This window comes from Pseudomonas sp. H26/SER47-MNA-CIBAN-0231, assembly GCF_040310465.1.
In the GTDB taxonomy this organism is placed as follows: Bacteria; Pseudomonadota; Gammaproteobacteria; order Pseudomonadales; family Pseudomonadaceae; genus Aquipseudomonas; species Aquipseudomonas atacamensis.
Map to the genome: position 1 here is coordinate 150,413 of NZ_JBEOPW010000001.1, position 26,677 is coordinate 177,089.

Here is a 26,677-nt window from a genome sequence, read left to right on the forward strand (position 1 = left end):
GGTGGAACTCCTTGCTAATGAGGTAAACGCATGAAGATTGATCTGAGTGGAAAACTGGCCATCGTCAGCGGCAGTACCGGCGGCATCGGTCTGGGCATCAGCCAGTCGTTGGCCGAAGCCGGGGCGACGGTGGTGGTCATCGGTCGCGACACGGCCAAGGTCGAGCAGGCGCTGGCGAGCATTCGCCAAGCGGTGCCCAGCGCGCAGTTGCGTGGTCTGACCGCCGATCTGGGCACGGCCGAGGGCGCGGAAAAGCTGTTCGCCGCCGAACCGCGCGCGGACATTCTGGTGAACAACCTTGGCATCTTCAACGACGTCGATTTCTTCGAGACTCCCGACAGCGAGTGGACGCGCTTCTATGAAGTCAACGTGATTTCCGGCGTGCGCCTGGCGCGGCATTATGTGCCGGCGATGGTTGAGCAGGGTTGGGGCCGGGTGATCTTTCTGTCATCGGAATCCGGGGTGGCGACGCCGGCTGACATGCTCAATTACGGCGTGACCAAAAGCGCCAACCTCGCGGTGTCCCACGGCTTGGCCAAGCGTCTGGCTGGCACCGGGGTCACGGTCAATGCGATCCTGCCGGGGCCGACTTTCACCGACGGCCTGCAGGACATGCTCAGAGACGCGGCCGCCGAATCCGGGCGCGACCTGCGCGACGAAGCCGACGCCTTTGTGCGCAAGGCCCGTCCGACGTCGATCATCCAGCGTGTGGCGGATGTTTCGGAGGTGGCGCATCTGGTCACGTACATTGCTTCACCGCTGTCCTCGGCCACCACGGGCGCAGCCTTGCGCGTCGATGGCGGTGTAGTCGACAGCCTGACGATCTGAATTTTCCAAAAGAGAGATTTTATGCCAACTGCATCCGCAACCATCGACATCCCGGCCTCGGCCGATCAGGTCTGGCAATTGATCGGCGGCTTCAACACGCTGCCGGACTGGCTGCCATTGATTATCCAAAGTGAACTGAGCGAAGGCGGGCGAGTGCGCACGCTGAAAACGGGCGATGGCGGCGTTGTCGTCGAACGTCTGCAGACCTTCGATAACGCTGCGAGAACCTACAGCTATTCCATCGAACAGGCACCGTTCCCGGCCAGCGATTACCTGGCGACGATCAAGGTTGAAGCCCAGGGGCAGGGCTCGCGGGTGACGTGGTCGGGGCTCTTCAATGCGGTCGGCGTGAGCGATGAAGAAGTGGTGGCGCTGTTCAACGGCATCTACCAGGGCGGGCTCGAGGCCTTGCGGGCGAATTACCCAACCTGAGACGCAGATCGTTCCCACGCTCTGCGTGGGAATGCAGCCCGGGACGCTCTGCGTCCCATTTCGAAAGCCGGAACGCGGAGCGTCCCTTGAGGCATTCCCACGCGGAGCGTGGGAACGATCGGCGCGAGACGTCAGGCCTGACTGATCAAACTCTGCCGACAATCCAGCACCAGTTTCGCCCCGCCCAGATCGCTGCTGCCGACGTCAAGACTGAAGCCGTGCAAGCTCACAATCGCCGCGACAATCGACAGCCCCAGACCAAAGCCACTCTGCGGCTGGCCACCCTCGGTGCGGTAAAACCGCTGGAACACCGCCTCACGTTCCGCCTCGGGAATCCCCGGGCCTGAATCGTGCACCTCGATCCGCGTCTGGCCATTGGCATTGACCCCACGCAACATCACCGTGCCGCCGGGCGGGGTGAATTTGATCGAGTTGCTCAGCAGGTTCGCCAGCGCTTCGAACAGCAGTGCGCGGTCGCCATTGAGCGGCGGCAGCGTCTCCGGCATGTTCAACTGGAAACGCAGATCGCCTTCCTCGGCCAGCGGCAGATAGAACTCGTGCAACTCCTCCAGCAAACGCACCGGATCAAGTTCGACGAAACCTGAACGGCGCTGGCGATCTTCCAGTTCGGAAATCCGCAACAAACCCCGGAAGCGCGCCATCAGCGTATCCGCTTCAGCCAGTACCAAGTCCAGTTGCGCCGCTTCTTGCGAACCTTCGCCGGCCTGTTGCTGCATGCGATACAACTGCGCGCGCAGGCGGGTCAGCGGCGTGCGCAAATCGTGGGCGATGTTGTCGCAGACGCCTTTGACCTCGTTCATCAAGCGCTCGATGCGCTCAAGCATGGCGTTGACGATGGCGGCGAGCATGTCCAGTTCATCGCGGCGATTGGACAACGGCAAGCGGTGCGTCAGGTCGCCGGCAACGATGGCCTGGGCGCTGTTCTGGATCGCGCGGATGCGCTGCAACGGTCGACGCCGCAGCAGATGCCAACCGGCGACCCCGGGAATAATCGTCAGCGACACGCCCCAGAACAACGCGTGCAAAATGATCCGCGTCACCGCAAACAGCGAGCCATTGTCACGCAGCAGCACCAGCCAGCGCCCGTCGCGAGTCTGGGTGGCCACAGCATCGCAGCTGTCGCTCGGCAGGGTCGGGTCATCGGAATCGGCGCACTCGGCGAGCATATGGATCTTGCCGTCGAGCGGCAGTCCTTCGGGAATTTGCTGAAGTGCGCCGCCCAGGTAAACGCCGTCAGCGCTGAACAGACCATAGGCGTCAATACCACGGATATCGAAGGTCATGCTGGCGGCGAGGGCGTCTTCGAGTTGCTCGCCGCGAAAATGCGAAAACAGATGCTGGCGTTGCATCAACGAATGTTTGGCCAGTTTGTCGAGGTAGCCGGATACCTCGTAGTACATGACCCCCATGAGGATCGCGCTCCACGCCACGAACAGCGAGCTGTACAGCGCCAGCAAGCGGCTGCTGGACGAGCGCCAGCCGTCAGACGGGTTCGGCAATGACATAGCCGGAGCCCCGTACCGTGCGGATCAGCGGAACGTTGCCGGCTGCGTCGATCTTCTTGCGCAGACGGCCGATGTGCACGTCGATCAGGTTGGTGCCCGGGTCGAAGTGATAACCCCAGACCTCTTCGAAAATCATCATCCGCGAGAGAATCTGGCCGCTGTTGCGCATCAGAAACTCGAGCAGTTTGTATTCGGTGGGCAACAGCGTCAGCACCTGTCCGGCGCGGCGGGCTTCATGGCTGATCAGGTCGAGTTCGAGGTCAGCGACGTTCAATGTCGTGGCCTGGGTGGCGACGCTGTTCTGTCGGCGCAGCAACACTTCCACCCGCGCGGCCATTTCATCGGTGGCGAACGGTTTGGTCAGGTAGTCATCGCCACCGGCGCGCAAACCGCGCACGCGCTCATCGACATCGGAGAGGGCGCTGATCATCAGAATCGGCGTCGCCACGCCCATGGTGCGCAGGGTGGTGACGATGGCCAGACCATCCAGCTCGGGCAACATGCGGTCGAGGGTGATCAGGTCGTAGTTGCCGCTGACGGCACGGTCGAGGCCCTCGCGGCCATTGTCGACCCAGTCGACATCCAGCCCGTGGCTGCTCAGTTCGGCAACGATTTCCCGCGCGGTCACGGCGTCGTCTTCGATGGTCAAGATACGAGTCATAGGCAGGCCTGCTGATCGGTTCAAACGGAATGGCAGCATTTTGCCAAGAATTTACCGTGACGCTTTAAATTAACTTTCATCTTCGTCGCGACGGTGAATCGGAATTGATCGGATTTGCCTGTCAGCCATCAATGCAGAAAACCCGCAGGCGCTGACCATTTATTGCAAATTGCACGGATCAGCGAAGTTCAAACTTTATAACCTGTTGAAAATAAAGAGTTTATTTAGTTTCTGTAACTGGCACGGTCACTGCAATTCCTCACCTGACGAGTTGTAACACCATTTTTCATGCCTGGAGCAGTACAACAATGAATAGATCCCCTGATGGCTATTATCCTGCCGTGGAAGAGTCGAGCAGCGTCTCAGGCGTGTCCTGGGGCGCGATCTTTGCCGGTGCTGCGGCGGCCGCTGCGCTGTCGATGATTCTCGTGCTGCTCGGTTTCGGTCTGGGCTTTTCGGCGGTTTCACCGTGGGCCGGAGAGGGCGTCAGCGCCAAGGGCCTGGGCATTTCGACGATTGTCTGGCTGGCGGTGACGCAGATCATTGCTTCCGGCATGGGCGGCTACATTGCCGGTCGTCTGCGGGTGAAATGGGCGAACATGCACGGTGACGAAGTCTACTTCCGTGACACCGCCCACGGCTTCCTCGCCTGGTGCGTCGCCACGCTGGTCACCGCTGTGCTGGTGGTCGGTTCGGTCAGCAGCGTCGTCAGCGGCGGTGTGCAGGCTGGGGCTAACGTCGTCGGCGGTGCTGCCGGTGCCATGAGCCAGGCTGCCGGTTCTGCCGCAGCCAATACTGACAGCGATCAGTACGGCTACTTCGTCGACAGCCTGTTCCGTGACGACCGTCCGGCTGCCGTCAGCGATGACGCCGCACGCGGCACCGTGACCCGCATCTTCGCCCAGAGCCTGGCCAACGGTCAGCTCAGCGCCGAAGACCGCACCTACCTCGCACAACTGGTGTCGCAACGTACCAACCTGAGCCAGGCCGATGCTGAACGTCGCGTTGACGAGATCTACGCCAACACCCAGAAAGCCATCGCTGACGCGAAACTGAAAGCCCAGCAAGCTGCCGACACCGCCGCGAAAGTCGCTGCCTACACCTCGCTGTGGATGTTCGTCGCGCTGCTGGCCGGTGCGTTCTTCGCCAGCCTGGCAGCCACCTTCGGCGGTCGTCGTCGCGATGCAGTCGAGTACGTTGAAGTCGACACCTACACCACAACCACTCCGGTCCGTTAAAAAGGAGAGTCACCATGCGCTCATTACTGCTGTTCTTCCTCGGCGTACCGATCCCGATCATCATCCTGATCGCCCTGTTCGTACACTGATCCCTCTGAGGCAGGATGCCTCTGCCGCTTTCATCTTCGGCTGAAAGCGGCTTTTTTGCGTTTGGGAACTGCAAACGCAAGCTTGGTGAATTACTCGGTCGGCACGACATTATCCAGCGCTTTGTTCACGGCCAGTTCTCCCAACATCACCACTTGCGCAATGCCCAACAGGGTATTGCGCCGTGAGCCTTCGAGCATCCCGGCAAAGTCACCGAGCATCACCGTGGCGGACGCCAGGGATTCGCACGCGTTGACCAGCAAGGATTCGGTGTCGGATTGCGGGTTGACCATGAACAGAGTATTGGGGCTGTACGGCGTGGCGTTGATCCTGGCCGGCGGATTGGAAGGTGTGTGTGACATCAGCTGAAACTCCGATGAGAGCCGCTTGGTGTGAGAGAGAACGCCACGGGGTGACGTGCACGCTGGCAGTGAGGGAGCACGCCCCCTCATACCTCGGTTGCGGCTAGTTCGACACGCGTCGGCTGTCGAGCACGCGATTGACGACCAGCTCACTCAGCATGATCACCTGCTGCAACATCAGCAGCGAACGGCGCTGTGCAGGCTCGATGACGTTGCTTATTTCGCGGGCCATGTCGTTCGCCGCAGCCAGCGATTCACAGGCTTCGAGGAGCAAGGTTTCCTCGTCCACCGTTGGGTCGACGAGAAAGATCCGGCCCGGTTGACGAGTGGGAATCGTAGTCTTCACGGTTTGCGGATCGAGATAAAAGTTGATGGCGCGAGCGGCGGCGTCTTTTATGCGCTGAGGCTCCAGAGCGGGGTCGTACGGGATCGAATCGGCTTCTGGCGGGTTTGGCGTTACTTTGAACATGGATGACTCTCTATCTTGAAGGAATGAAGAGCCGTCACTATCGCTACCAAACGAAGGGTGGCGGCCACGCGCAGGTTGGTAGACCGGTCAAGATAGTTAACCCCGGCGCTCACGAATGAGCCCCACGCATGGTCACCATGAAGAGCTGACCCTCAAAGGAGGGGCCGCTTAAAGGGACGCCATACAACTATCAAGAAACGGGCTACCAAACCCGATCACTGTTTTGCAGTGACAGGGAAACGATATAGCCCTACCGATAGCCGTGTAAGCCGGCGGATTCTGATGCACCCGTAGGCAGCGACGCAAGGCGTTGTAGGTCCGATGCCGTAACAGCGCGTGTGATTTAAACATGATCGAAAAATTGCGTTTATCCACCGCGTAAGGGCCGGCATGCCTGAGCCTTTTGCTTTCGGCAACTCAACAAAGCGACAATCGGTTCCCGAAGTGCCCTAGCTTCACTCCCCCGATTTTTCAATTAAGGAAGAACACGTTGGACAAGAAGGAAACCAAACGCCAGGTCAGCGAAATGCTCGATGGGGGGCGCTCGAAAACCGAGACTTTCAAGGCATTCTCCGGTGGTGCGCTGAAAGACAAGGCGCTGGCGTACCTGATCGGCTCACGCCCCGATCCGAATCTGATTGAACGACACGCCGGCAAGATCAAGATCCTTCTCGGACTGACTTACGTTCAGGCGCTGATCGGTCTGGTGGGCGGCTATCTCCTCGGGCTGACCATCAGCAGCGGTTTCGCCATCGGACTTGGTTTGTTCGCCGGTGGCGTGCCTTTGCTTTTTGCCTGGGGTTTTTATCGCAACGCTGCCCATGCCTATACGGTGTACGTGATGCTCTCGATCAGCCAGATGCCGCGCATGTTCAAGGAATATGCGGATGACCCGATCGGTACGGTGGTCGGCGTGGCGATCACGCTGGCGATGATCTTCTACGTCGCTTGGCTGAAAAACCTGCTGTTCCCGGACCTTGCGTTGATCGGCGCAAAGAAGATCAAAGGCCAGTTCGTCTTCTCCAACTAACCGTTTCCATCCCGCCATTTTCACTGGCCTGGATCAATATTTCGCCTGGCGATATCGCCTACCGTAAATGATCCAGGCCTTTGCTGAGGTATGAGCTACAGTGCTTGTCGCGCACCTTGTTGCGCTGGCGAAGTATCCGCGTCGACGTTGAAAACACAGCAAGAAAAGCGTCGACGAGGCGTAGTGCAGCAAGGAGCTGTCACAACCTCAACTGAATCTTCACGGACGAACACCGTAAATGAACTGCCTAGAAAGAACCTTCGATATCCAGCCCTTGGTGCAGGCGGACATGACCGTGCACATCAACGGCCAAGCGGTCAGCGCCGCCATTGGCGAAACCGTTCTCAGCGTCATCCAGTCCCTCGGCGTGCGCCAGATCGCACGCAATGACCACGATCAGATCAGTGGCGCCTATTGCGGCATGGGCGTGTGCCAGTGCTGTCTGGTGAAAATCAACGGTCGGCACAAGCGCCGCGCCTGCCAGACGGTGGTGCGCGACGGCATGCAGATCGAAACCCGAGTCAACCGCGTCGTCGCGCAGGAGGTCGTATGAGCCTGCAACCGTTGATCGTCGGCGGCGGGCCGGCGGGGATGGCGGCGGCCATCGAACTGGCGCGCCACGGCGTGCGCTGCACCTTGCTCGAAGAGGCTTCGCGCCTCGGCGGCGTGGTCTATCGCGGGCCGCTGCGTGATGGCGTGCAGCTGGATTATCTCGGGCCGCGTTATTCCGAAGCACTGGACAAACTGCACGGTGAATTTCAGCAGCAGTCAGGGCTGATCGACGTACGCCTCAGCCATCGCGTGGTCGGCGCTGAAGGCACTCGCGCTCTGGTGGTGCTCGATGGCGATGAACAGCTGCACGAGATGGCTTACTCGCAACTGCTGCTGGCCGCCGGTTGCCATGAACGCAGCGTACCGTTTCCCGGCTGGACGTTGCCGGGAGTGATCCTGCTCGGCGGTCTGCAGTTGCAGATCAAGAGTGGCGTGGTCAAGCCGCAAGGGCCGGTGATCATCGCCGGCACCGGGCCGTTGCTGCCGCTGGTTGCGACCCAGTTGCATGCCTCTGGCGTGCGCGTCGCCGGCGTCTACGAGGCTTGTGCGTTCGGCAAGATCGCCCGCGAGAGTCTGGCGCTGCTGAACAAGCCGCAGCTATTCCTCGACGGCTTGAGCATGCTCGCTTACCTCAAGTTGCACGGCATCCCGATGAACTACGGCTGGGGCGTGGTCGAAGCCCACGGCGACGGCGAGTTGAAAAGCGTCAGCGTCGCGCCGTATTCGTCGGCGTGGGAGGCGGATCTGTCGCGGGTCGAGCGTTTCGAAGCGCAGACGCTGGCGGTCGGTTACGGTTTTATTCCGCGCACGCAATTGAGCCAGCAGATGGGCCTTGATCACGGCTTCAGCGACGATGGCTACCTGCGTGCCAACGCCAATGTCTGGCAGCAAAGCAGCGTGGCGCATGTGCATCTGGCCGGCGACATGGGCGGGATCCGCGGCGGCGAAGCGGCGATGCTCGCCGGCAAGATCGCCGCCACTTCGATCCTCCTGCAGCGCGGTGTGCTCGACGCCGAGCTCGCCCGGGTGCGCCGTGATCGCTACGCAAGCAAACTCAGAGCCATCGTGCGCTTTCGTGCGGCGGTAGATCGCTACACTGAGCGCGGCGTCGGTCAGATCGCTTTGCCCACAGCCGACACGGTGATCTGCCGCTGCGAACATGCGACCCGCGCCGACATCGATCTGGCCCTGGAGCAGGGTGTGCAAGATATCGCCAGCCTGAAAATGCGCACCCGCGTGAGCATGGGCGATTGTCAGGGGCGGATGTGCGTCGGCTATTGCAGCGATCGCCTGCGCCAGGTCACCGGACGTCAGGATGTCGGTTGGCTGCGCCCACGCTTCCCGATTGATCCGGTACCGTTTTCCGCGTTCCAGTCTCTCGGCACGGAGGGCGCTTGCCATGAGTAAGTTCTACGACGTGGTCATTGCCGGTGGCGGTGTGATCGGCGCCTCCTGCGCCTACCAATTGTCCAAGCGCAAAGATCTCAAGGTGGCACTGATCGACGCCAAGCGCCCCGGCAACGCAACCCGTGCTTCGGCGGGTGGTTTATGGGCGATCGGCGAGTCGGTCGGCCTCGGTTGCGGGGTGATTTTCTTTCGCATGATGTCGGCCAACCGCAAGCGCGAAACCCAGGGCGCCGCAGTCGCGGTGGACGCCAGTACGCCGCATATTTTGCCGGAATCCTTCTTCGATTTTGCCTTGCAGTCCAACGCGCTCTATCCGGCGTTACACCGCGAGCTGAAAGACAATCACGGCATGGATTGCAAGTTCGAAAAGACCGGGCTGAAATTCGTGATCTATGACGACGAAGATCGGCTGTATGCCGAGCACATCGTCGGCTGCATTCCGCATCTGGCCGATCAGGTGCGCTGGCTCGATCAAGCGGCGTTGCGCGCGGCCGAACCGAGCGTCAGCCATGAGGCGCGTGGGGCGCTGGAGTTTCTCTGCGACCATCAGGTCAGCCCGTTCCGCCTCGCGGATGCCTACATGGAAGGCGCGCGGCAGAACGGCGTCGATATCTTCGCCAACACCAACGTCACCGGCGTGCTGCATCACGGCACTCGCGTGACCGGCGTGCAGACGGCGGAGGCGGGGGTGTTCCACTGCAAGACGCTGATCAACGCCGCCGGTGCCTGGGCGGCGGATCTGAGCGAGTGGGCGACGGGTATCCGCATTCCGGTGAAACCGGTGAAAGGGCAGATCCTGCTGACCGAGCGCATGCCGAAAATCCTCAACGGCTGCCTGACTACCAGCGATTGCTACGTGGCGCAAAAGGACAACGGCGAAATCCTTATCGGCAGCACCACCGAAGACAAAGGCTTCGACGTCACCACCACCTACCCGGAAATCGCCGGGCTGGTGCAGGGCGCGGTGCGCTGTCTGCCGGAGCTTGTGGACGTCAATCTGAAGCGCACCTGGGCGGGGCTGCGTCCGGGCTCGCCGGATGAGTTGCCGATCCTCGGGCCGATGCGTGGGGTCGAGGGTTATCTGAATGCTTGCGGGCACTTCCGCACCGGGATTCTGACGTCGGCGATTACCGGGGTGTTGCTGGATAAATTGGTGAATGACGAACCGCTGCCGCTGGATATCACGCCGTTTCTGGCGGATCGGTTTGCGGTTGCAGCCGTCGAGCCGGCGCCCGCTCTGGAACTGGCCTGATTCTCTCCCACATGATCGTTCCCACGCTCTGCGTGGGAATGCCTCAAGGGACGCTCCGCGTTCCAGCTCGGGAAGTGGAACGCGGAGCGTCCCGGGCTGTGTTACCACGCGGAGCGTGGGAACAATCAAATCAAAAGATCGCAGTCTTCGGCAGCTACAGGGAATTCGCATGCATCAGGATTTGCGCGCTTCCTCTTCGAGCTGATCCGATTCAAACAGTTTGGCCAGTTCCGCCCGGGCTTCCTGGGCGGTCTGCAGGACTTTGGCGGCGTCGTCGTAGACAGCGTGTTGCGCCTCCAGCACCTGTTCGTCGTGATGCTTGAAACGCTTGATCCGCGCATCGGCCTGGGCTTGGGTCAGACCGAGGCCGACCAGCGTGCGCCGGCTCATTTCCAGGCTCGAATAATAGGTCTCACGAATCGCTTCCGCGCCGACATCCACCAGGCGATGCACGTGCTGACGGTTACGCGCGCGGGCGATGATTTTCATGTGCGGATAGTGCTTGTGCACCACTTCGGCAGTCTTGATGTTGGTCTCCGGATCGTCCGTGGCGATGACGAAATATTCCGCTTCGCCAACCTTCGCCGCGTGAAGGATTTCCGGGCGCATCGGGTCGCCGTAGAACACTGGCACACCGCCGAAGCTGCGCGACAGTTCGATGGTTTCCACCGAGGTGTCCAGCGCAACGAACTTGATGTTCTGCGCGCGCAGAATCCGCGCCACGATCTGGCCCATCCTGCCCATGCCGGCAATCACTACGCGTGGCGCTTCGGTGTCGATTTCGCGGAATTTCTCCGGCACTTCCACCGGCTGTACTTTCGGACTGACCAGCCGTGCGCAGATCAACAGCAACAACGGCGTCAGCGCCATTGACAGGGTGATGGTCAGCACCAGCAGGTCGTACAGACGCGGCTCGAACAGGCCCTGATCGCGACCGATCTTGAACACCACGAAGGCAAACTCACCGCCGGCAGCGAGGACGATGCCGAGGCGGATTGCGCTGATCTTGTTCAGTCCACCTGCCAAGCGCCCAACCACGAACAGCAGCGGCAACTTCAGACCGATCAGCAACAAGGTCAGGCCCAACACGGTGATCGGCGCGCTCAACAACAGGCTGAGGTTGGCGCCCATGCCGACGCTGATGAAAAACAGCCCGAGCAGCAGGCCCTTGAACGGTTCGATCTGCGCTTCCAGCTCGTGGCGATATTCCGAGTCCGCCAGCAGTAGACCGGCGAGAAACGCGCCCAGCGCCATCGACACACCGACCAGATCCATTAGCCACGCGGTGCCGATCACCACCAGCAACGCGGTGGCGGTGGACACTTCCGGCAGCCCGGTTTTCGCCACCACGCGAAATACCGGACGCAGCAGATACCGCCCGCCGATCACCACCACGGCAATGCCGCCGAGCACCTGCAAGCTGTGACGAATATCGTCGGCGGTGCTGGTGTGGTGATCGACGCCGGCGAGCATCGGCACCAGGGCGATCAATGGAATCGCCGCAATGTCCTGGAAAAGCAGAATCGCAAACGCCAGCCGCCCGTGGGGGCTGGTCAGTTCCTTGCGTTCGGCAAGGCTTTGCAGGCCGAACGCCGTGGAGGAGAGCGCCAGACCGAGGCCCAGCACAATGGCGCTGTTCAGCGGCTGGCCGAACACCGACAGTGCCAGCACGCCGATCACCGATGCGGTCAACAGCACCTGCGCCAGACCGACGCCGAACACCGATTTGCGCATCACCCACAAGCGGCGCGGCGACAGCTCCAGGCCGATGATGAACAGCAGCAACACCACGCCCAGCTCGGAAATATGCGCAACGCTTTGCGGGTTGCCGATCAGGCCGAGCACCGACGGGCCGATGATCACCCCGGCAAACAGATAACCGAGCACCGCGCCCAGTTGCAGACGTTTGGCCAAAGGCACGGTGAGCACGGCCGCGAACAGAAACACGACGGCGGCTTGCAACAGATTGCCTTCATGGGGCATTGGAACGACTCCTGACTACGGGTACGGCGGGGGGGACAAGGATAAGGGTTACGCGGTCTCCAGACCATTCGAGATCCAATGTGGGAGCGAGCCTGCTTGCGAATGCGCTGGGTCAGCCAACTATGCATTGACTGATGCCCCGCGTTCGCGAGCAGGCTCACTCCCACGAGGGCAGCTTCCATCAGGCCTGTAATAATTTGCATCAACTGGTTACATTTATAACCCCTGCGCATCAATTTCCGGAAACGCCATGGCCATCAACTTCGACCTCAACGACCTGCAAGCCTTTCGTGCGGTGGTCGAGCAGGGCAGTTTTCGCAAGGCTGCCGACACCGTGCGCCTGTCGCAACCGGCGCTGAGCCGGCGCATCGAAAAGCTCGAAGATGCCCTTGGCGTGAAACTGTTCGAGCGCACCACGCGCAAGGTCAGCCTGACCCAGGCCGGGCGCGGCTTCATGCCCAGCGTCGAGCGCTTGCTCGATGATCTCGACATTGCCTTGCTCGGCATCAGCGAAGTCGCCTCGACGCGCTTGGGCCATGTCACCGTCGCCTGCGTGCCGTCGGCGGCGTACTACTTCATGCCCCGCGTGGTCGCGCGCTATCACCAGCAATTTCCACGGATCAAGGTCAAAGTCCTCGATTCCAGCGCCCACGATGTGTTGAGTGCAGTGGTCAATGGCGAGGCGGATTTCGGTTTGAGTTTTCTCGGCACGCAGGATGCCAAAGTCGAGTTCGAACCGCTTGTGCAGGAGTGCTACGTTGTCGCCTGTCGTCGCGATCATCCGCTGGCCGGGCGCAGCAGCGTCAGCTGGGACGAGTTCTATCAACAGGATTACATCGCGCTGGACAAGACTTCGGGCAACCGCTTTCTGCTTGATCAGGCCTTGGGCGGGGTGGTGCCGCAGCGTCAGAGCATCTGCGAGACGCGGCATGTGACGACGATGATCGGTCTGGTAGAGGCGGGTCTGGGCGTGGCAGCGGTGCCGTTGATGGCGATGCCCGGGCCGGATCATCCGATCCTGACGCGGGTGCCACTGATTGAGCCGCAGGTGATGCGCAGTGTCGGCATCATCAAGCGCCGGGATCGCACGTTGACCCCGGCGGCACTGGAACTGGAGCGGCTGGTCGTGGAAATGCGCGTCCAGCCGCCAACGATCAACGCTTGACCGAATCCAGCCCGGTGGCCTGCACGTCAGCCTGAGCGGCCGGTGCAGCGAGGTAGGCGAGCAGGGCCTTGGCTTCTTGCGGATGCTCGGCCTTGACCGGAATCCCAGCGGCGAAACGCGTCACCGACTGCACCGATTCCGGAATCTTCGCGACGAAGCTTACGCCCGGCACCGGCAGCAATTCGCTGACCTGCTGGAAGCCCAACTGATAGTCGCCAGTGGCAACCACCGAGCCGACCGGGATCCTGGCGATCATCTTGGCTTTCGGTTTCAACTGATCTTCGATGCCGAGTTTCTTGAACAGCTGCTGCTCGATGTACACGCCGCTGGCGCTGTCGGAGTAGGCCACCGATTGCGCATCAAGCAGGGTTTTCTTCAGGCCGTCGACGCTGCTGATGTCCGGTTTCGCCGCGCCTTCACGCACCACCATGCCAATCCGCGAATCCGCCAGTTCAACGCGGGAGGCCGGGTCGACCTTGCCTTGTTTGATCAGCTCATCGAGGGCGTAACCGACCATGATCACCACGTCGGCGTGCTCACCGCGTGCCAGACGATTGGGAATGGCTTCCGGCGCCTTGCCCATCGACGGGCCGAGACTGGTGGTGAGCGTGTTGCCCGTTGCGGCGGCGAACTTCGGCCCGAGGATCTTGTAGGCGGCAGTGAAACCACCGGAGGTCATCACGCTCAGTTCTTCGGCCTGGGCCGCGAAGTTGAACGCGAGACCGGCGAGCAGGGCGGTGACAGTAAAGAGTTTTTTCATGGCGAGTATTCCTCAGGCCGCGACAGGTTGCAGACGACCACCGGCACGGCGGTACAGATAAAGCGTGGCGCACAGGGCGCACAGGGCACCGATGCTCATCCAGTAGCCTGGCGCGGCTTTGTCGCCGGTGTACTGGATCAGGAAGGTCGACATCGCCGGGGTGAAACCGCCGAAAATCGCCGTGGCCAGGCTGTAAGCCAGGGAGAAACCGGCGACGCGCACTTCCACCGGCATGATTTCGGTCAACGCCGGAATCATCGCGCCGTTGTACAAGCCGTAAATGAAGGACAACCACAGCAGCGACAGCAGCATGTTGGTGAAGCTCGGCGCCTGCACCAGGAACGACAGCGCCGGATAAGTCGTGGCCAGCGCCAGCAAGGCCATGCCTATCAGCACTGGGCGACGACCGATACGGTCGGACAACGCACCACCAATCGGCAGCCAGAAGAAGTTCGACACACCCACCAGCAGCGTCACCAGCAGCGCGTCGGAAGTGCTCAGGTGCAGCACGGTTTTACCGAAAGTCGGCGCGTACACGGTGATCAGGTAGAACGCGGTAGTGGTCAGCGCGACCATCAACATCCCGCCGAGCACCACGCCCCAGTTCTGGCCAAGGGTGCGGAACACTTCGCGCATGCTCGGGCGATGTTTACGCGCGGCGAACTCTTCGGTTTCGGCCAAGTTGCGGCGCAGGAAGAAGATGAACGGGACGATCATGCAGCCGACGAAAAACGGAATGCGCCAGCCCCAGGCGGCCACGGCTTGCGGCTCCATCCACTGGTTCAGACCGTAGCCCAGCGCGGCAGCAACGATGATCGCCACTTGCTGACTGGCCGACTGCCAAGCAGTGAAAAAGCCTTTGCGACCCGGCGTGGCGATCTCGGACAGATACACCGAGACACCGCCCAATTCCGCACCGGCCGAGAAGCCTTGCAGCAGTCGCCCGATCAGTACCAGCGCCGGGGCGAACAGGCCAATGGTTTCGTATCCGGGCACCAGCACAATCAATATCGTGCCGCTGGCCATGATCGACAGGGTGACGATCAGACCTTTGCGCCGGCCGACGTCATCGATGTAGGCGCCGAGCACGATGGCGCCCAGCGGACGCATCAGGAAGCCTGCGCCAAACACCGCAAAAGTCATCATCAGGGAGGCGAACTCGCTGCTCGCCGGGAAGAACACCGCCGCAATCTGCGTGGCGTAGAAGCCGAACAGAAAGAAGTCGAACTGTTCGAGGAAGTTGCCCGAGGTCACCCGGAAGATGGCACCGGCCCGCGAGCCGTTGGTTGGGATTGAGGCTGTCATAGAAAAGTACTCCACCGCTTTTATGACGTGCGCTACGGAGAAGCGGCGCACGGTTTTTATTGAGGTGGATGGTGGCGCAGATGTAACAATCTGTTAATTGCATTGTTGGCATGGATTGATGCGTAGGGCGGATCAATGGTTTCGGGTTTGGCGCATTTGTGGGAGCGAGCCTGCTCGCGAAGGCTTTCCGTCAGATGGCAACGATGGCGGATGTGCCGGCGTATTCGCGAGCGGGCTCGCTCCCACAGGGGATTGGTGGTGATCAAAGAATCAGCGTTCGCCAAGACTTGTGGGAGTGGAGCTCAGGTCAAAAACTGTGGTGTAACATCAACCCTTTGGGAGCTGCGGTGCGACGATTCGAGTTGCCAGCGATGGCGGTCTGATGTCCAAGGCCTCTTACGGCCACCTCCAGCAAAAAACAAGGAATGTTTCCCGCGCCGCGCAGTCGGAGTTCAGGTACTACCTATCCGAAAGAGGTTCACCGATGAACAGCAAAACCCTAATCGCCAGCCTGGCCCTTGTTGCGGGCATTGCCGGAATCACACCCATTGTTCAAGCGGCGCAAACCTCCAGCGAACCCGCCGTGCAATCGCCGACCAGCGACCGCCAGCTGAAGGTCAACGACCGCGCTCCAGAAATGTACCAGCGCGACGACAAGGCTTTGAAGAACTGGAAAGCCAAAGGTCTGAAAGCGCCGATCGACCAGGCGCAGTGGGTGCAGATCAACGACAAGTACGTGATGGTGATGATCACCAACGGTACGATTGTCGAGATGCAGCCGGTCGAGAAATAGCTTGATCGCGGGGGAGAGCGTTTACACAAGCTCTCCCTTGTCCCACAGACTCACTAATTCCCCAGGCGCCCGGTCCTCCGGCACCTTCAACACCATTTCCCCTGACGGGTAGCGCACTTCAATCTGGTAGAAGCGCTGATCCCCACGGCCCGATTCGCTGCTATCGAGTGGCAGGCAACCCTCAAGCACCGAGCAGATCCTTGAACGCTGACTGATATCGCACTGGGCAAATTCGATTTCCCGTGGGCGGCTCAGGCTGTGAATCGCTGCAACGCCACCCTGGCGAGATACGCGCAAAACGGAATCTTTATCCAGCTCGGGTAGCGTTTTCATACGGTCTCCTCGGATTATTCGATACCGACCTGTGCCCAGGCTTGCTGCACTACGTCGGCTGCTTCGGCGCCGAAGCGCTCGCTGGCGTGGTTGATCGTCAGTTTTGCGAACGCGTCGAACGTTGCGTCCTGTTTCAAACGGTCATCACACAGCGTGTCGTACCAGACGCGTCCGGCCTTTTCCCAGGCGAAGCCGCCAAACGCTCGGGCTGCCAGGTAAAACGCGCGGTTGGGAATGCCGGAGTTGATGTGTACGCCGCCATTGTCTTCGCTGGTGATGACGAACTTGTGCATGTGATCCGGTTGCGGATCCTTGCCCAGCATCGGGTCGTCGTATGCCGTGCCGGGGTGCGACATCGAGCGCAGGCCCTTGCCTTGAATCTGTGGCATCAGCAGGTCGGCGCCGATCAACCAGTCTGCCTGCTCGGCGGTTTGGCCAAGGGTGTATTGCTTGGTCAACACGCCGAATACATCCGAGAGCGACTCGTTCAGCGCGCCGGACTGGTTGGCATAAATCAGCCCGGCTTCGCTTTCGGTGACGCCGTGGGCCAGTTCATGGCCGATGACGTCGAGCGAGCGGGTGAAGCGCTGGAAGATTTCGCCATCGCCGTCACCGAAAACCATCTGCGCGCCATTCCAGAATGCGTTTTCGTAGGCTTGCCCGTAATGCACGCTGCCGATCAGCGCGAATCCCTGATTATCGATCGAGTCGCGACCGAGCACCTTCCAGAAGAAATCATAGCTGGCGCCCAGCGCATCGTAAGCCTCGTCGACCGCCGGGTCCCCCGATGCCGGCTGGCCCTCGAGACGCACCGGCATGCCCGGCAAGAGCATTTTGTTCTGCGCATCATGCACGCTGCGCCGCGCCAGGCCAGGCTTGCTCGCCTCCGGCAGAATCGCCCGCGCCGGCGGCTGCGAAGGACGGCCGGGGTTGGGCAGCAGGCTGCGCACATGATTGAGCGTCTGCATCGCGGCGTTGCGCTGCGGCTCGGAACCGTGGGCAATGATGCGGTTGAGGATGTAGGGCGGGATGAAACTGCGCAGCAATCGAGAGTCGGTCATCTAAGCATCCTTGTCGTCATACGATGTCGATACACATGTGAGCGACAAGGCGTGTTTTCGGTTCCATGGATTGCCATCGACGCCGGATTCTGCGAAAAACGCCGCCTGCGAACATCTCAAGAGCCAACGACATGACAGACGAACTGCAAATCATCGACCTGCAACCGGGCGACGGCAAAGCCGCGGTGAAAGGCGCGCTGATCACCACCCAATACACCGGCTGGCTGGAAGACGGCACTGAATTCGATTCGTCCTGGAGCCGGGGCAGACCGTTTCAGTGCGTGATTGGCACTGGCCGGGTGATCAAAGGCTGGGATCAGGGCCTGATGGGCATGCAGGTCGGCGGCAAACGCAAATTGCTGGTACCGGCGCATCTGGGGTACGGCGAGCGGACTATGGGCAAGATCCCGCCGAATTCGAATCTGGTGTTTGAGATTGAGTTGCTGGAGGTTTTGACGCGGGAGGATTGAGGTCTGACGTGGGTCTGGATGAAGCAACCCTCATCCAGACGCTTGCAACTTCGGATGCTCAGGTGAACATCTCTATATCGTCAATCGTGTCCTCAATGACGCCCTGCAACGAGGGCATCCGACGCCTTACGTTTTCGAGCGCCGGCAAAACGGTTTCGGTATTCAGTCTTCCATGTCGACGAGCGATATGGCCCAGGGCGGTGATGGCAGAGGCAGCGATCGCTTCGGTTTCGCTGGAGAGATATTGGAGGCAGAAAGACTGGGCCCACATTGGGTCTTCCTCGCTCATACCGATGGATACTAATCCTGCTGCCATATTTTCGGCGACACCACTTGCAATAAGTCTCATCGCCACGTCGCGGGAAATAGATGAATCTTGATAGATGAGGCTCATCGTCGACGCTAGCCCCTGACGCCGATGAATAAGTCCAGCTCCTTCGGCAATTGCTCTCCAAGTATTTCGCTGATTCGTTGAGTTTGGTCCGCAGTCAGCAGCCATTCTCCGTCGGGACTTAGACTGAGTTCTGGCCAGCCCATTACGGCCAATATCGGACGCTCAGATTTCGAGTGGACCGACAGCTCGAATTTCAGCGTATCGTCCTCGCTTTCGTCTGGTAAAAAACCACTAATCCATAAATACATATTTTTATTCCTCTTCACTTTGGAGTCCATCGCTCGGGATCGGCAGGATCGATTTGCTCGCCCGTTTCGTGATTAAACTCACCTAGATGTTTGCCTTGCTTGTTATAGAGTTCTATAGCCCCTGTTTTGCTATCCCATTCGTAGATTCGACCTTTCTTGTCTTTCCATCTGCTGCGCTTACCGCCACCACCTTGAACACTGCTTTTGGATTTGACGGGATAGGTATCCGGGAATGCTGGGAGAGTTACGGGAGGCCGGTGATATTTGATGTCACCGCCAAGAGTAGGTCTTGAAAGCACAACGTATAGAGGCTGTACTCCAGAGTCCGCCGGAAAGACCAGAATAAAGTCCTGGTATTCAGGCGGGTAAACCGGATTGACGATGATTTTGTCCGCCTGCTCGGTCGGCGGGTATATCCAGATGTGTGGAACCTGCGGCGCACCCTCCAACGGCGGAATTGCCGATCCGCGTGATGAGTCTACAGAGGGAGTCCAGAGTAGGGTTGACCCATTCCCAAAATCTGCGACGTGGGAGGCGCCTTGCTTGACGAACTGCACGACTGGAATCATTTCCCAGTCGCTGCGCGTTTGAGTGTTGTATCCGTATCCTTTCAACGTCCCATCGGGCTGCTGTTCCACATGCAATCGAACCCGAGTCCGAGCTGTCTCGAGCGACTGTAGTTGCTCTTCTGTGTAGAGAGCACTATCGGCGAGACTCGATGGCCACAGCAGCGCAACCAACGCAAGCAACCCGCCTGCGACGACACCGCCGGTGGCCAGGCTTGTGGTACTTGCGGCGGCAGTGCTGGTGCTCAGACTGCCAGAGCTGCCGAGAGCAAAAGCTCCGATCGACGCTTGCAAACTGGTCGCGCCAATTGTCTTGAGTGCGATATTCCCGGCCGAGTCGCGTTCATGCCCCGCTAGCAAGGACAGCGTTCCATAATCCGAAATTTTCCCAACCGGTATAAATCCAGATGGATTGGCATCATTGATGACGCCGTTCGGCAGCTTGCAACTTTTCACGAAAACACAGCCGCTTATATTTTGCTGTTCATGTATGACCTGGTGGCCAAGTCGATCTTCGTGGGCCTGCTGCCGAGCCAGAATGTCTTCATAAGCGCCTTGTGCGGCCTCGCGCGCAGCAAGTTCGCTGGCAGTCATGTAGCGGCTGGTGATGTGGTGTCCGTCTCCCTCTGGCGGGTTCTGGACCCGGGGGATGTCTTTCTTGCGAGCCATGAGCGTCCTTGTCCGCTGTTTAAAAACGAAGCGGACGCTAAAGCAACGAAGGAGTGATGGATGTAGGACGCGTCTGAAAGTGTTGCAGTTGTTACAACTGCAAAAAGATCAAATCCATGACCAGACAGGTCAACAAATCGCCTTACCCGACCGCCCAAACCGCTCCCGATAAACCGACGGCGGTACGCCCACCACGCTGCGAAACGCCACACGAAAACTCTCCACCGAGCGATAGCCGCAGCGCTGGGCGATCTGCTCGGTGTGTTGATGGGTGCTCTCGAGGAGCTCCCGCGCTCGCGCCAGGCGTTCATGTTGCAGCCAGGCCTTGGGCGTTTGCCCGCTGGCTTCGGTGAAGCGCCGCAAAAACGTGCGCTCGCTCATCGCCGCTTCACTGGCCAGATCGCGGACTTCCAGTGGTTCGTGCAGGCGTTCGCGGGCCCATTGCATGACGCGCGACAGGTCGCTGCGGGGTGTCGGGCTGACCGGGGTGGGGATGAATTGGGCCTGGCCGCCGGTGCGCTGTGGCGACATGACCAAGCGCCGCGCGACGGCGTTGGCGACCTGCGTGCCGAAGTCGCGGGTTACCAGATGCAGGCAGGCGTCGATGCCGGCGGCGCTGCCGGCGGAGGTGATCAGCTGACCGGCGTCGACATAGAGCACGTCCGGATCGACCTCGATCGCCGGGAAGCGTTGCGCCAGTTCACCGGTGTAGCGCCAGTGCGTGGTGGCGCGGTGGCCGTCGAGCAGGCCGCTGGCGGCGAGCACGAACACGCCCGAGCAGATCGACAGCAACCGCGCGCCTCGGTCATGCGCCCGACGCAACGCGTCGATCAGCGCAGGCGGTACCGGGGCGTTGCGGTCGCGCCAGCCCGGAATGATGATGGTGCGCGCTGCGGCGAGCAGTTCCAGGCCACCATCGGCCAGCACCTGAATCCCGCCCATGGCGCGCATCGGGCCTTTATCGACCGCGGCAATCGCGTGTTCGTACCAAGGGAAGTCAAACTCTGGTCGGGCCAGGCCGAAGATCTCCACGGCAATGCCGAACTCGAACGTGCAAAGGCCATCGTAGGCCAGAATGGCAACCAGATTGGGCAGAGTGGGCATTTGGCGGAAAACTCCCGGTCGGTGTCTTGCGCGCCACTGTAGCGGCTGGCGCCGTCTCGATAAAGTCTGTTCATCCCCACAGACAAAGGAGCAACACAACATGACCAGCCTGGTTCGCGAAATTCCCGCCGCGCCTTCGGCGATTGCCCTGATGCATTTCAGCAATCGTCTGACCTTCGAAACCGATTGTTCCGACGTGTTCAGTAGCCAAGAGGCCGGGGAGGTCGATTTTGTTCTGGTGGATGTGCGCGGCCCATTGGCGTTCGAGCGCGGCCATGTGCCCGGCGCGATCAATATCCCGACCCGCTTGCTCACGGCGGAGCGCTTGGCCGATTACCCGAAACACACTTTGTTCGTGGTCTATTGCGCCGGGCCGCATTGCAACGGCGCGAACAAGGCGGCGGTGAAGCTGGCGGCATTGGGCTATCCGGTCAAGGAGATGATCGGCGGCGTCACCGGATGGCTCGATGAGGGTTTCGAATTGGACGCGGTTTCAGCAGCCAACACCGCGATCAGCTGCGCCTGCTGACACTTCGATCTCGCCGCCATGGGCCCTCCGCATCTCGTGTCGGGACATAGAGAGTCCCAAACAAAAAAACGCATATTTCTGACCTGAAAAGGGCAGTGTCCTACAGCCTTCGCACCACCACGGCGCACGCGTTGACCCTCGTCAATGCGTGCGCCGATGTTCTGTAAGTAATTGTCGCTTAAAAACAATTGCCTCCCTGCGCGCCGCCATAGACTGCCGGCCACGTCGGTTTTTGCCGTTAGAACGCCATGACCGAACGCTGACTCGAAAGCTGCCAATAAAAGCCTCCGCACGGGAGTAATAAATGAAAAAGCTAGTGATGTTCGGTGCCCTGGCACTGTCGATGTTGTCCCTGACCGCCGTGGCCGAAGACGCCAAGCCGATCCGCATCGGTATCGAAGCCGGGTACCCGCCATTCTCGATGAAAACCCCTGACGGCAAACTCACTGGTTTTGACGTGGACATCGGTGACGCACTGTGCGCGCAGATGAAGGTTAAATGCACGTGGGTCGAGCAAGAGTTCGATGGTCTGATCCCGGCGCTGAAAGTGAAGAAGATCGACGCGATCCTGTCGTCGATGACCATCACTGACGATCGCAAGAAAAACGTCGATTTCACTATCAAGTACTACCACACCCCGGCACGTTTCGTGATGAAGGAAGGCTCGGGCGTGAAAGACCCGCTGACCGAACTCAAGGGCAAGAAAGTCGGCGTGCTGCGCGCCAGTACTCACGACCGTTACGCGACCGAAGTGCTGGTTCCGGCCGGGATCGAACTGACGCGCTACGGCTCGCAGCAGGAAGCCAACCTCGACATGGTGTCCGGGCGTATCGACGCGATGCTCGCTGACTCGGTCAACCTCAGCGACGGTTTCCTGAAAACCGACGCCGGCAAAGGCTTCGAATTCGTCGGCCCGACCTACGAAGACGCCAAGTACTTCGGCGGCGGCGCTGGCATCGCGGTGCGCAAGGGCGATACCGCACTGGCCGAGCAGTTCAACAAAGCCATCACCGAAATCCGCGCCAATGGCGAGTACAAGAAAGTCCAGGACAAGTACTTCGACTTTGACGTATACGGCCATTAATACGCCGTGAAAAAAAAGTGGCCCCGTTTGCGCGGTGGCCACTTTTTTTATGTTCTTTTATTGATGGAAATTATCTGTGGGAGCGAGCCTGCTCGCGAAAGCGGTCTGACATTCGACATCGTCATCGTCTGACCTGACGCATTCGCGAGCAGGCTCGCTCCCACAAGGATTTGCGTAATCCAGCTAATCAGGAGTTTTTCATGCAACGCATCGACCACGTTCTGCCCTGGAGCCATTTGGGCAGCGAGCGCTCCCTCAGCGTTTTTCGCTACGGCGCCGGCAGCCGCAAGGTGTATATCCAGGCCAGCCTGCACGCCGATGAGCTGCCGGGCATGCGCACCGCGTGGGAACTCAAGCTGCGCCTGAACGAACTGGAACAGCAGGGCCGTTTGCAGGGCGTTATCGAACTGGTGCCGGTGGCCAATCCGATCGGCCTGGATCAGCATCTGCAAGGCAATCACATGGGCCGCTTCGAACTGGGCAGCGGCAAGAATTTCAACCGCGCATTCGTCGAACTCAGCGCCCCGGTCGCAGCGCTGGTGGGCGAGCGTCTGGGCGCGGATGCCGAGGCCAACGTCGCCCTGATCCGCCAGGCGATGGCTCAGGTCTTCGAGGAATTGCCAGCGCCAGCCTCGCAATTGGAAGCCTTGCACCGCTTGTTGCTGCGCCACGCCTGCGACGCCGACATCACCCTTGATCTGCACTGCGACTTCGACGCTGCGATTCACCTCTACGCGCTGCCGCAACACTGGCCGCAATGGCAATCGCTGGCGGCGCGGCTGAAGGCGGGTGTGGCATTGCTCTGCGAGGACTCCGGCGGCAGCTCATTCGATGAATCCTGCTCGACGCCGTGGCTGCGTCTGGCCAAAGCATTCCCGAACGCGGCGATTCCGGCGGCGAATCTGGCGACGACGCTGGAGCTGGGCAGCATGGGCGACACCCGCGTCGATCAGGCTCAGGCCAATTGCGAAGCGATTCTGGGCTTTCTCGCCGAGCAGGGTTTCATCAGCGGCGACTGGCCGGCGGCGCCGAGCGAATGTTGTGAAGGTCTGCCGTTCGAAGGCACCGAATATCTGTTCGCCCCGCACCATGGCGTGGTCAGTTTCTTGCGCAATGCCGGCGAGTGGGTAGAGCAGGGCGATGCGCTGTTCGAGGTTGTTGACCCGTTGCAGGATCGCGTGACCACCGTGCGCGCCGGCACCAGCGGGGTGCTGTTCGCGATTGATCGCGGGCGTTATACCGAGCCGGGGATCTGGCAGGCGAAAGTCGCGGGGCGGGTGCCGTTTCGTACCGGCAAGCTGACCAACGACTGACAGGTTGCGGTGAAGGTGCGGGCCTCTTCGCGAGCAGGCTCGCTCCCACAGGGGGAACGCATTTCAACGGTGGGAGCGAGCCTGCTCGCGAAAGGGCCATCAGCCACGCCACAAAATTTGGATCCTCAGCCGAGAATGTTAGGCTCCCCCGCGAACCCGACACTCTGTGAAGGAACGCTGCAATGCTGAAATTGTTCGCCCTGCTGACCCTGCTCGCATCCACCGCCGTCCACGCGCAAACCACCCTGCAATCCGACCTGCCGCTCAAATACCTCGAACAGGTCCATGCCGACGCCGAACCACGTCCGCTGGTGATTTTCCTGCACGGTTACGGCAGTAACGAGGCCGATCTGATCGGCATGAAATTTCAGCTGCCGGCGCAGTACAACTACCTTTCCGTGCGCGCACCGATGACGTTGGGTGAAGGACGTTTCCAGTGGTTTCGCAAGAAGGGCGAAGGCGCCTACAACGGCGAGACCGATGATCTGAAGGCCAGCGGCCAGAAGCTGCGCGACTTTATCGCCCAGGCGGCGAAGAAATATCACGCCGCGCCGGACAAGGTGTACCTGATCGGCTTCAGCCAGGGCGCGATGATGAGCTACGAAGTGGGCCTGCGCGCGCCAGCGGTCGTGGGCGGGTTTGCCGCGTTGAGCGGGCGCTTGTTGCCGGTGCTCAAAGCCGAACTCAAGCCCGGGCAAGCGCCACTGCCGCTGAGCATATTTATCGGCCACGGCACCGCTGATGATCCGGTGCCTTACCGTCACGGCACCGAGGCCAACGCGCTATTGCACAAGCTCGATTACCAGCCCGAGTTTCACGCGTATCCGGGCGTCGGCCACAGCATCAGTGCGGCCGAATTGCGCGATTTGAACGGCTGGTTGCAGCGGCTCAATCCTTGACGATGGCTTTGACCAGGGCATCGTGACCTTTTTTGTCGCTGGCGCGGGAAATCACCTGCACCAGCGCCATCTTCGTCCCCGAGCCGGCCAGCAGCGTGGTGTTCAGCGTCTGGCCACCGCCCTGAGTGGCGGTGCTGTCAACCTGACGCAGCCCCAGGCCGGTGCCTTTCTGGGTCAGGCTTTTTTCGCTGAGCTTGTTGAAGTCCGGCAGGGCCTTGCGCTGATCGTCGATGAAACTCGACACGCTGCCGTCGAGAAACTCACCGTCGTTGTCCTTGACGTTCTGCCCAGCCGGGATCTGGTTTTCGGCGGCGATGACCACGGTCTTGGTGGTCTGGTTGGTGTACATCGTGCCCTTGGCCCCGCTCGGGCTGGCGGGCAGCGGGTCGGCGACAAAGCCTTTGGGCAGGACAAAGGCAAACTTACCGTCGAGCAGCGAGACCTTCTCGGTTTTGACTTTTTCCTTGGCGGCGTGCGCGTTGATCGCGGCGAAACCAGCGATGGCCGCCAGCATCAGGACGACGGCTTTTTTGCTCAACAATGACATCTGAAATCTCCGGGAAATGGTCGCGCGAGGCGGGCGATCATCCCACGGAGCGTGCCGGGCGTTCCAGCGCGATTCGTCCGGGCGGTTATTGCGCTTGCGCCTTGGCCAATGGCCGCGCCAACAGACGCCGGGTCACCCCGAGCATGGCCACCGACACTGCCACGCCTACGACAAAACCGCTGAGGCCCATGCTCGGCAGCGTCAAGGCCGACACCAGGCAGAAAGCCGAAAACGAATACATGCCGGTCGCCGTTGCGCGCAATAACGCAGCGGTAAACGCCGGGCCGCGCGTTTGTTGCGAGAACACCGCCATCACGCTGCCAAGCACCGGAAACACTGCGAGCAGGCCACTCCAGCGTTCGCCGACGGTGCTGGCCAGCATCGTTACCACCATTGTCAGTGCCGCGCCGGCAATCATTCGCCAGATCAGTTTGTCCGACTTCGGTGCTGGCCCGTTCAATACTGGATGCACCTCCGGGAACAGATAAGGCGAAGCGAGCAGTGCCACCGCTGCCGCAATCACCGAGAACGGCAAGGACGCCGGAATCACCGACAACACCGTCGCCAGCGCGGCCCACACCGCCAGTGAAATGGTCAACGCCCACGGCCAGTTCGCCCGCTGCGCCACCTGCGCATAGGTGATGCAGAACGCGATCATCGCGAACATCGCCGACAGCGCCGCGACCGCTGATTGCGCGGCAAACTGCGGCCCTTGTTCGATCGCCAGAAAGAACAGAATCGGCCCGACCACCACCGGCAATCCCGACAGCCACCCGGCCACGCTCGGCCCCCAACGTTTGCCCGCCAGGGAAATCAGGAGGAGAAAACCGGGAATCAGCAGCAGTTTGAGGATCAGCACGCGGGTGTCTCCATCGGGTCAGGATGAGCCACGTTAGCACTGCCGATTAAAGATTGCTGCCTATGTTCGCAATTTTTGTATACAAAAATTCAGGCGCGAATCCGGCTATGCTTTGATCATCAGAATGCAGCGGAGACGATACGGCGATGAACAGAACACCCAAGCTCGTACGCGGCTGTTGTGGCATCGGCTTGTGGGCACTGTTGCTGACGCCGACGTGGGCCAATTGGCAGGACGCGGTGCCGGGGGCGCAAATCATCGGCAGCGGCGATTTCAGCGTGTTCGGCTTCGATGTTTACAGCGCGCGGTTGTGGAGTGCCGCGCGGCCTCTGGCGGACGGCCAGCCGTTTGCACTGGAGCTGATCTACCGGCGCAACATCTCGCGAGACGATCTGGTCAGCACCAGCGTCGATGAGATCAAACGCCTTGCCGGTCCTCGGGTCACTTCAGCGCAATTGGCCGGCTGGCAGGCGCAGATGCAGCAATCGTTTGTCGACGTTCAGGCCGGCACGCGCATAACCGGCGTGTATCTGCCGGGGCAGGGCGCGCGGTTTTTTGTCGGCCAGAAGCTGCAGCATGAGATTGAGGATCCACAGTTTGCCAAGGCGTTTTTCGATATCTGGCTGGATCCGCGAACACGCAGTCCCGAGTTGCGCGAGCAGTTGTTGGGGGTGAACCCATAGGTTCAGTGATCTTGCCCTTCAAGGCACTAGGCGAAACGACTAAGCTGCCGGGCTCCCGTTTTTGTTTC

30 protein-coding genes are annotated in these 26,677 nt (G+C 60.5%); 15 read left to right on the plus strand and 15 right to left on the minus strand.

The genetic code is table 11. From position 1 onward, the window contains the following. The first annotated feature begins 30 nt into the window (after positions 1-30). Positions 31-828 (plus strand): SDR family NAD(P)-dependent oxidoreductase, encoded by a 798-nt coding sequence (locus AAEZ10_RS00680; RefSeq protein WP_073471267.1) that lies wholly within the window; start codon positions 31-33, stop codon positions 826-828. 21 nt (positions 829-849) lie between these two features. After that, positions 850-1,260 (plus strand): SRPBCC family protein, encoded by a 411-nt coding sequence (locus tag AAEZ10_RS00685; RefSeq protein ID WP_350566975.1) that lies wholly within the window; start codon positions 850-852, stop codon positions 1,258-1,260. 131 nt (positions 1,261-1,391) lie between these two features. Here AAEZ10_RS00685 and AAEZ10_RS00690 read toward each other — a convergent pair whose 3' ends face one another. Together AAEZ10_RS00690 and AAEZ10_RS00695 are read right to left on the minus strand one after the other, a co-directional pair. Continuing rightward, positions 1,392-2,786 (minus strand): sensor histidine kinase, encoded by a 1,395-nt coding sequence (locus AAEZ10_RS00690; RefSeq protein ID WP_350566978.1) that lies wholly within the window; start codon positions 2,784-2,786, stop codon positions 1,392-1,394. Further along, positions 2,764-3,447 (minus strand): response regulator transcription factor, encoded by a 684-nt coding sequence (locus AAEZ10_RS00695; RefSeq protein WP_016775228.1) that lies wholly within the window; start codon positions 3,445-3,447, stop codon positions 2,764-2,766. Before AAEZ10_RS00695 ends, AAEZ10_RS00690 begins: the two co-directional genes overlap by 23 nt. A 308-nt stretch (positions 3,448-3,755) precedes the next feature. Between AAEZ10_RS00695 and AAEZ10_RS00700 the strand changes: the two genes are divergently transcribed. Further along, a complete protein-coding gene (locus tag AAEZ10_RS00700; protein WP_016775227.1) occupies positions 3,756-4,685 on the plus strand; it encodes a hypothetical protein in 930 nt (309 codons plus the stop codon). A 179-nt stretch (positions 4,686-4,864) separates the two neighbouring features. Here the strand turns inward: AAEZ10_RS00700 and AAEZ10_RS00705 are convergent, their stop codons facing one another. Next, positions 4,865-5,224: a DUF6124 family protein gene (locus tag AAEZ10_RS00705; RefSeq protein WP_372241021.1), complete on the minus strand. Its 360-nt coding sequence runs from the start codon at positions 5,222-5,224 to the stop codon at positions 4,865-4,867. Positions 5,225-5,237: 13 nt separating this feature from the next. Further along, complete coding sequence (locus AAEZ10_RS00710) at positions 5,238-5,603, minus strand: DUF6124 family protein (RefSeq protein ID WP_130929717.1); 366 nt, start codon at positions 5,601-5,603, stop codon at positions 5,238-5,240. A 490-nt stretch (positions 5,604-6,093) separates the two neighbouring features. On the opposite strand from AAEZ10_RS00710, the gene AAEZ10_RS00715 reads away from it, so the two are divergent. From AAEZ10_RS00715 to hcnC, 4 genes are all read left to right on the plus strand, one after another. After that, positions 6,094-6,633 carry a hypothetical protein gene (locus AAEZ10_RS00715; RefSeq protein WP_150634971.1) on the plus strand — a complete coding sequence of 180 codons (540 nt, stop codon included), beginning with the start codon at positions 6,094-6,096 and terminating at the stop codon, positions 6,631-6,633. 238 nt (positions 6,634-6,871) lie between these two features. Further along, positions 6,872-7,186 (plus strand): (2Fe-2S)-binding protein, encoded by a 315-nt coding sequence (locus AAEZ10_RS00720; protein WP_016775225.1) that lies wholly within the window; start codon positions 6,872-6,874, stop codon positions 7,184-7,186. Beyond that, entirely contained in the window at positions 7,183-8,592 is a 1,410-nt protein-coding gene (gene hcnB / locus AAEZ10_RS00725; protein ID WP_130929715.1) for a cyanide-forming glycine dehydrogenase subunit HcnB, read from the plus strand. The genes AAEZ10_RS00720 and hcnB overlap by 4 nt, the downstream gene beginning before the upstream one ends. Then, a complete protein-coding gene (gene hcnC, locus AAEZ10_RS00730; protein WP_350566984.1) occupies positions 8,585-9,844 on the plus strand; it encodes a cyanide-forming glycine dehydrogenase subunit HcnC in 1,260 nt (419 codons plus the stop codon). Before hcnB ends, hcnC begins: the two co-directional genes overlap by 8 nt. Positions 9,845-10,018: 174 nt before the next feature. Here hcnC and AAEZ10_RS00735 read toward each other — a convergent pair whose 3' ends face one another. Continuing rightward, entirely contained in the window at positions 10,019-11,827 is a 1,809-nt protein-coding gene (locus AAEZ10_RS00735; RefSeq protein WP_125918665.1) for a monovalent cation:proton antiporter-2 (CPA2) family protein, read from the minus strand. A 250-nt stretch (positions 11,828-12,077) separates the two neighbouring features. On the opposite strand from AAEZ10_RS00735, the gene AAEZ10_RS00740 reads away from it, so the two are divergent. Further along, positions 12,078-12,992: a LysR family transcriptional regulator gene (locus AAEZ10_RS00740; RefSeq protein ID WP_016775221.1), complete on the plus strand. Its 915-nt coding sequence runs from the start codon at positions 12,078-12,080 to the stop codon at positions 12,990-12,992. On the opposite strand, the gene AAEZ10_RS00745 is transcribed toward AAEZ10_RS00740, so the two are convergent. Then, on the minus strand, positions 12,982-13,752 hold the full coding sequence (locus tag AAEZ10_RS00745) for a substrate-binding domain-containing protein (protein ID WP_056789012.1): 771 nt from the start codon (positions 13,750-13,752) through the stop codon (positions 12,982-12,984). The two genes, AAEZ10_RS00740 and AAEZ10_RS00745, sit on opposite strands and share 11 nt — an antisense overlap. 12 nt (positions 13,753-13,764) lie before the next feature. Continuing rightward, positions 13,765-15,057 carry an MFS transporter gene (locus tag AAEZ10_RS00750; protein ID WP_016775219.1) on the minus strand — a complete coding sequence of 431 codons (1,293 nt, stop codon included), beginning with the start codon at positions 15,055-15,057 and terminating at the stop codon, positions 13,765-13,767. Between the two features lie 484 nt (positions 15,058-15,541). On the opposite strand from AAEZ10_RS00750, the gene AAEZ10_RS00755 reads away from it, so the two are divergent. After that, on the plus strand, positions 15,542-15,850 hold the full coding sequence (locus AAEZ10_RS00755) for an RcnB family protein (RefSeq protein WP_130901745.1): 309 nt from the start codon (positions 15,542-15,544) through the stop codon (positions 15,848-15,850). Positions 15,851-15,871: 21 nt separating this feature from the next. Here AAEZ10_RS00755 and AAEZ10_RS00760 read toward each other — a convergent pair whose 3' ends face one another. Continuing rightward, positions 15,872-16,183 carry a protealysin inhibitor emfourin gene (locus tag AAEZ10_RS00760; RefSeq protein ID WP_350566990.1) on the minus strand — a complete coding sequence of 104 codons (312 nt, stop codon included), beginning with the start codon at positions 16,181-16,183 and terminating at the stop codon, positions 15,872-15,874. Positions 16,184-16,197: 14 nt separating this feature from the next. Further along, complete coding sequence (locus AAEZ10_RS00765) at positions 16,198-17,244, minus strand: M4 family metallopeptidase (protein WP_350566993.1); 1,047 nt, start codon at positions 17,242-17,244, stop codon at positions 16,198-16,200. Between the two features lie 131 nt (positions 17,245-17,375). Here AAEZ10_RS00765 and AAEZ10_RS00770 point away from each other — a divergent pair, with 131 nt between their 5' ends. Beyond that, a complete protein-coding gene (locus tag AAEZ10_RS00770) occupies positions 17,376-17,714 on the plus strand; it encodes an FKBP-type peptidyl-prolyl cis-trans isomerase (protein ID WP_273528177.1) in 339 nt (112 codons plus the stop codon). 58 nt (positions 17,715-17,772) lie between these two features. On the opposite strand, the gene AAEZ10_RS00775 is transcribed toward AAEZ10_RS00770, so the two are convergent. The 4 genes from AAEZ10_RS00775 to ftrA all read right to left on the minus strand — a co-directional run bounded on the left by AAEZ10_RS00775 (position 17,773) and on the right by ftrA (position 20,695). Further along, the gene (locus AAEZ10_RS00775; RefSeq protein ID WP_130899243.1) at positions 17,773-18,108 is read right to left on the minus strand and encodes a hypothetical protein; all 336 of its coding nucleotides are present in this window, start codon (positions 18,106-18,108) and stop codon (positions 17,773-17,775) included. 8 nt (positions 18,109-18,116) lie between these two features. Beyond that, positions 18,117-18,356 (minus strand): pyocin S6 family toxin immunity protein, encoded by a 240-nt coding sequence (locus AAEZ10_RS00780; RefSeq protein WP_073471254.1) that lies wholly within the window; start codon positions 18,354-18,356, stop codon positions 18,117-18,119. A 14-nt stretch (positions 18,357-18,370) separates the two neighbouring features. Then, positions 18,371-19,591 (minus strand): colicin E3/pyocin S6 family cytotoxin, encoded by a 1,221-nt coding sequence (locus AAEZ10_RS00785; RefSeq protein ID WP_350566998.1) that lies wholly within the window; start codon positions 19,589-19,591, stop codon positions 18,371-18,373. 129 nt (positions 19,592-19,720) lie between these two features. Further along, positions 19,721-20,695 (minus strand): transcriptional regulator FtrA, encoded by a 975-nt coding sequence (gene ftrA / locus AAEZ10_RS00790; RefSeq protein WP_350567001.1) that lies wholly within the window; start codon positions 20,693-20,695, stop codon positions 19,721-19,723. 100 nt (positions 20,696-20,795) lie between these two features. On the opposite strand from ftrA, the gene AAEZ10_RS00795 reads away from it, so the two are divergent. The 4 genes from AAEZ10_RS00795 to AAEZ10_RS00810 all read left to right on the plus strand — a co-directional run bounded on the left by AAEZ10_RS00795 (position 20,796) and on the right by AAEZ10_RS00810 (position 24,520). Next, positions 20,796-21,224 (plus strand): rhodanese-like domain-containing protein, encoded by a 429-nt coding sequence (locus AAEZ10_RS00795; RefSeq protein WP_350567004.1) that lies wholly within the window; start codon positions 20,796-20,798, stop codon positions 21,222-21,224. Between the two features lie 304 nt (positions 21,225-21,528). Continuing rightward, positions 21,529-22,308 (plus strand): L-arginine-binding protein AotJ, encoded by a 780-nt coding sequence (gene aotJ, locus AAEZ10_RS00800; protein ID WP_071172858.1) that lies wholly within the window; start codon positions 21,529-21,531, stop codon positions 22,306-22,308. Between the two features lie 200 nt (positions 22,309-22,508). Then, on the plus strand, positions 22,509-23,621 hold the full coding sequence (locus AAEZ10_RS00805; protein ID WP_350567007.1) for a succinylglutamate desuccinylase/aspartoacylase family protein: 1,113 nt from the start codon (positions 22,509-22,511) through the stop codon (positions 23,619-23,621). A gap of 182 nt (positions 23,622-23,803) precedes the next feature. After that, entirely contained in the window at positions 23,804-24,520 is a 717-nt protein-coding gene (locus AAEZ10_RS00810) for an alpha/beta hydrolase (protein WP_110645537.1), read from the plus strand. Here the strand turns inward: AAEZ10_RS00810 and AAEZ10_RS00815 are convergent. Together AAEZ10_RS00815 and AAEZ10_RS00820 are read right to left on the minus strand one after the other, a co-directional pair. Beyond that, positions 24,510-25,067 carry a DcrB/PsbP domain-containing protein gene (locus tag AAEZ10_RS00815; RefSeq protein WP_350567010.1) on the minus strand — a complete coding sequence of 186 codons (558 nt, stop codon included), beginning with the start codon at positions 25,065-25,067 and terminating at the stop codon, positions 24,510-24,512. The genes AAEZ10_RS00810 and AAEZ10_RS00815 overlap by 11 nt on opposite strands. Positions 25,068-25,152: 85 nt before the next feature. Further along, the gene (locus tag AAEZ10_RS00820) at positions 25,153-25,926 is read right to left on the minus strand and encodes a hypothetical protein (protein WP_350567013.1); all 774 of its coding nucleotides are present in this window, start codon (positions 25,924-25,926) and stop codon (positions 25,153-25,155) included. A 146-nt stretch (positions 25,927-26,072) separates the two neighbouring features. Here AAEZ10_RS00820 and AAEZ10_RS00825 point away from each other — a divergent pair, with 146 nt between their 5' ends. Further along, a complete protein-coding gene (locus AAEZ10_RS00825) occupies positions 26,073-26,609 on the plus strand; it encodes a chalcone isomerase family protein (RefSeq protein ID WP_024013354.1) in 537 nt (178 codons plus the stop codon). The last annotated feature ends 68 nt before the right edge of the window (positions 26,610-26,677 follow it).

Coding starts and splice junctions, on each gene's coding strand:
- AAEZ10_RS00680 (WP_073471267.1), top strand. CDS start 31: ATGAAGATTGATCTGAGTGGAAAACTGGCCATCGTCAGCGGCAGTACC.
- AAEZ10_RS00685 (WP_350566975.1), top strand. CDS start 850: ATGCCAACTGCATCCGCAACCATCGACATCCCGGCCTCGGCCGATCAG.
- AAEZ10_RS00690 (WP_350566978.1), bottom strand. CDS start 2,786: ATGTCATTGCCGAACCCGTCTGACGGCTGGCGCTCGTCCAGCAGCCGC.
- AAEZ10_RS00695 (WP_016775228.1), bottom strand. CDS start 3,447: ATGACTCGTATCTTGACCATCGAAGACGACGCCGTGACCGCGCGGGAA.
- AAEZ10_RS00700 (WP_016775227.1), top strand. CDS start 3,756: ATGAATAGATCCCCTGATGGCTATTATCCTGCCGTGGAAGAGTCGAGC.
- AAEZ10_RS00705 (WP_372241021.1), bottom strand. CDS start 5,224: ATGAGGGGGCGTGCTCCCTCACTGCCAGCGTGCACGTCACCCCGTGGC.
- AAEZ10_RS00710 (WP_130929717.1), bottom strand. CDS start 5,603: ATGTTCAAAGTAACGCCAAACCCGCCAGAAGCCGATTCGATCCCGTAC.
- AAEZ10_RS00720 (WP_016775225.1), top strand. CDS start 6,872: ATGAACTGCCTAGAAAGAACCTTCGATATCCAGCCCTTGGTGCAGGCG.
- hcnB (WP_130929715.1), top strand. CDS start 7,183: ATGAGCCTGCAACCGTTGATCGTCGGCGGCGGGCCGGCGGGGATGGCG.
- hcnC (WP_350566984.1), top strand. CDS start 8,585: ATGAGTAAGTTCTACGACGTGGTCATTGCCGGTGGCGGTGTGATCGGC.
- AAEZ10_RS00735 (WP_125918665.1), bottom strand. CDS start 11,827: ATGCCCCATGAAGGCAATCTGTTGCAAGCCGCCGTCGTGTTTCTGTTC.
- AAEZ10_RS00740 (WP_016775221.1), top strand. CDS start 12,078: ATGGCCATCAACTTCGACCTCAACGACCTGCAAGCCTTTCGTGCGGTG.
- AAEZ10_RS00745 (WP_056789012.1), bottom strand. CDS start 13,752: ATGAAAAAACTCTTTACTGTCACCGCCCTGCTCGCCGGTCTCGCGTTC.
- AAEZ10_RS00750 (WP_016775219.1), bottom strand. CDS start 15,057: ATGACAGCCTCAATCCCAACCAACGGCTCGCGGGCCGGTGCCATCTTC.
- AAEZ10_RS00755 (WP_130901745.1), top strand. CDS start 15,542: ATGAACAGCAAAACCCTAATCGCCAGCCTGGCCCTTGTTGCGGGCATT.
- AAEZ10_RS00760 (WP_350566990.1), bottom strand. CDS start 16,183: ATGAAAACGCTACCCGAGCTGGATAAAGATTCCGTTTTGCGCGTATCT.
- AAEZ10_RS00765 (WP_350566993.1), bottom strand. CDS start 17,244: ATGACCGACTCTCGATTGCTGCGCAGTTTCATCCCGCCCTACATCCTC.
- AAEZ10_RS00770 (WP_273528177.1), top strand. CDS start 17,376: ATGACAGACGAACTGCAAATCATCGACCTGCAACCGGGCGACGGCAAA.
- AAEZ10_RS00775 (WP_130899243.1), bottom strand. CDS start 18,108: ATGAGCCTCATCTATCAAGATTCATCTATTTCCCGCGACGTGGCGATG.
- AAEZ10_RS00780 (WP_073471254.1), bottom strand. CDS start 18,356: ATGTATTTATGGATTAGTGGTTTTTTACCAGACGAAAGCGAGGACGAT.
- AAEZ10_RS00785 (WP_350566998.1), bottom strand. CDS start 19,591: ATGGCTCGCAAGAAAGACATCCCCCGGGTCCAGAACCCGCCAGAGGGA.
- ftrA (WP_350567001.1), bottom strand. CDS start 20,695: ATGCCCACTCTGCCCAATCTGGTTGCCATTCTGGCCTACGATGGCCTT.
- AAEZ10_RS00795 (WP_350567004.1), top strand. CDS start 20,796: ATGACCAGCCTGGTTCGCGAAATTCCCGCCGCGCCTTCGGCGATTGCC.
- aotJ (WP_071172858.1), top strand. CDS start 21,529: ATGAAAAAGCTAGTGATGTTCGGTGCCCTGGCACTGTCGATGTTGTCC.
- AAEZ10_RS00805 (WP_350567007.1), top strand. CDS start 22,509: ATGCAACGCATCGACCACGTTCTGCCCTGGAGCCATTTGGGCAGCGAG.
- AAEZ10_RS00810 (WP_110645537.1), top strand. CDS start 23,804: ATGCTGAAATTGTTCGCCCTGCTGACCCTGCTCGCATCCACCGCCGTC.
- AAEZ10_RS00815 (WP_350567010.1), bottom strand. CDS start 25,067: ATGTCATTGTTGAGCAAAAAAGCCGTCGTCCTGATGCTGGCGGCCATC.
- AAEZ10_RS00825 (WP_024013354.1), top strand. CDS start 26,073: ATGAACAGAACACCCAAGCTCGTACGCGGCTGTTGTGGCATCGGCTTG.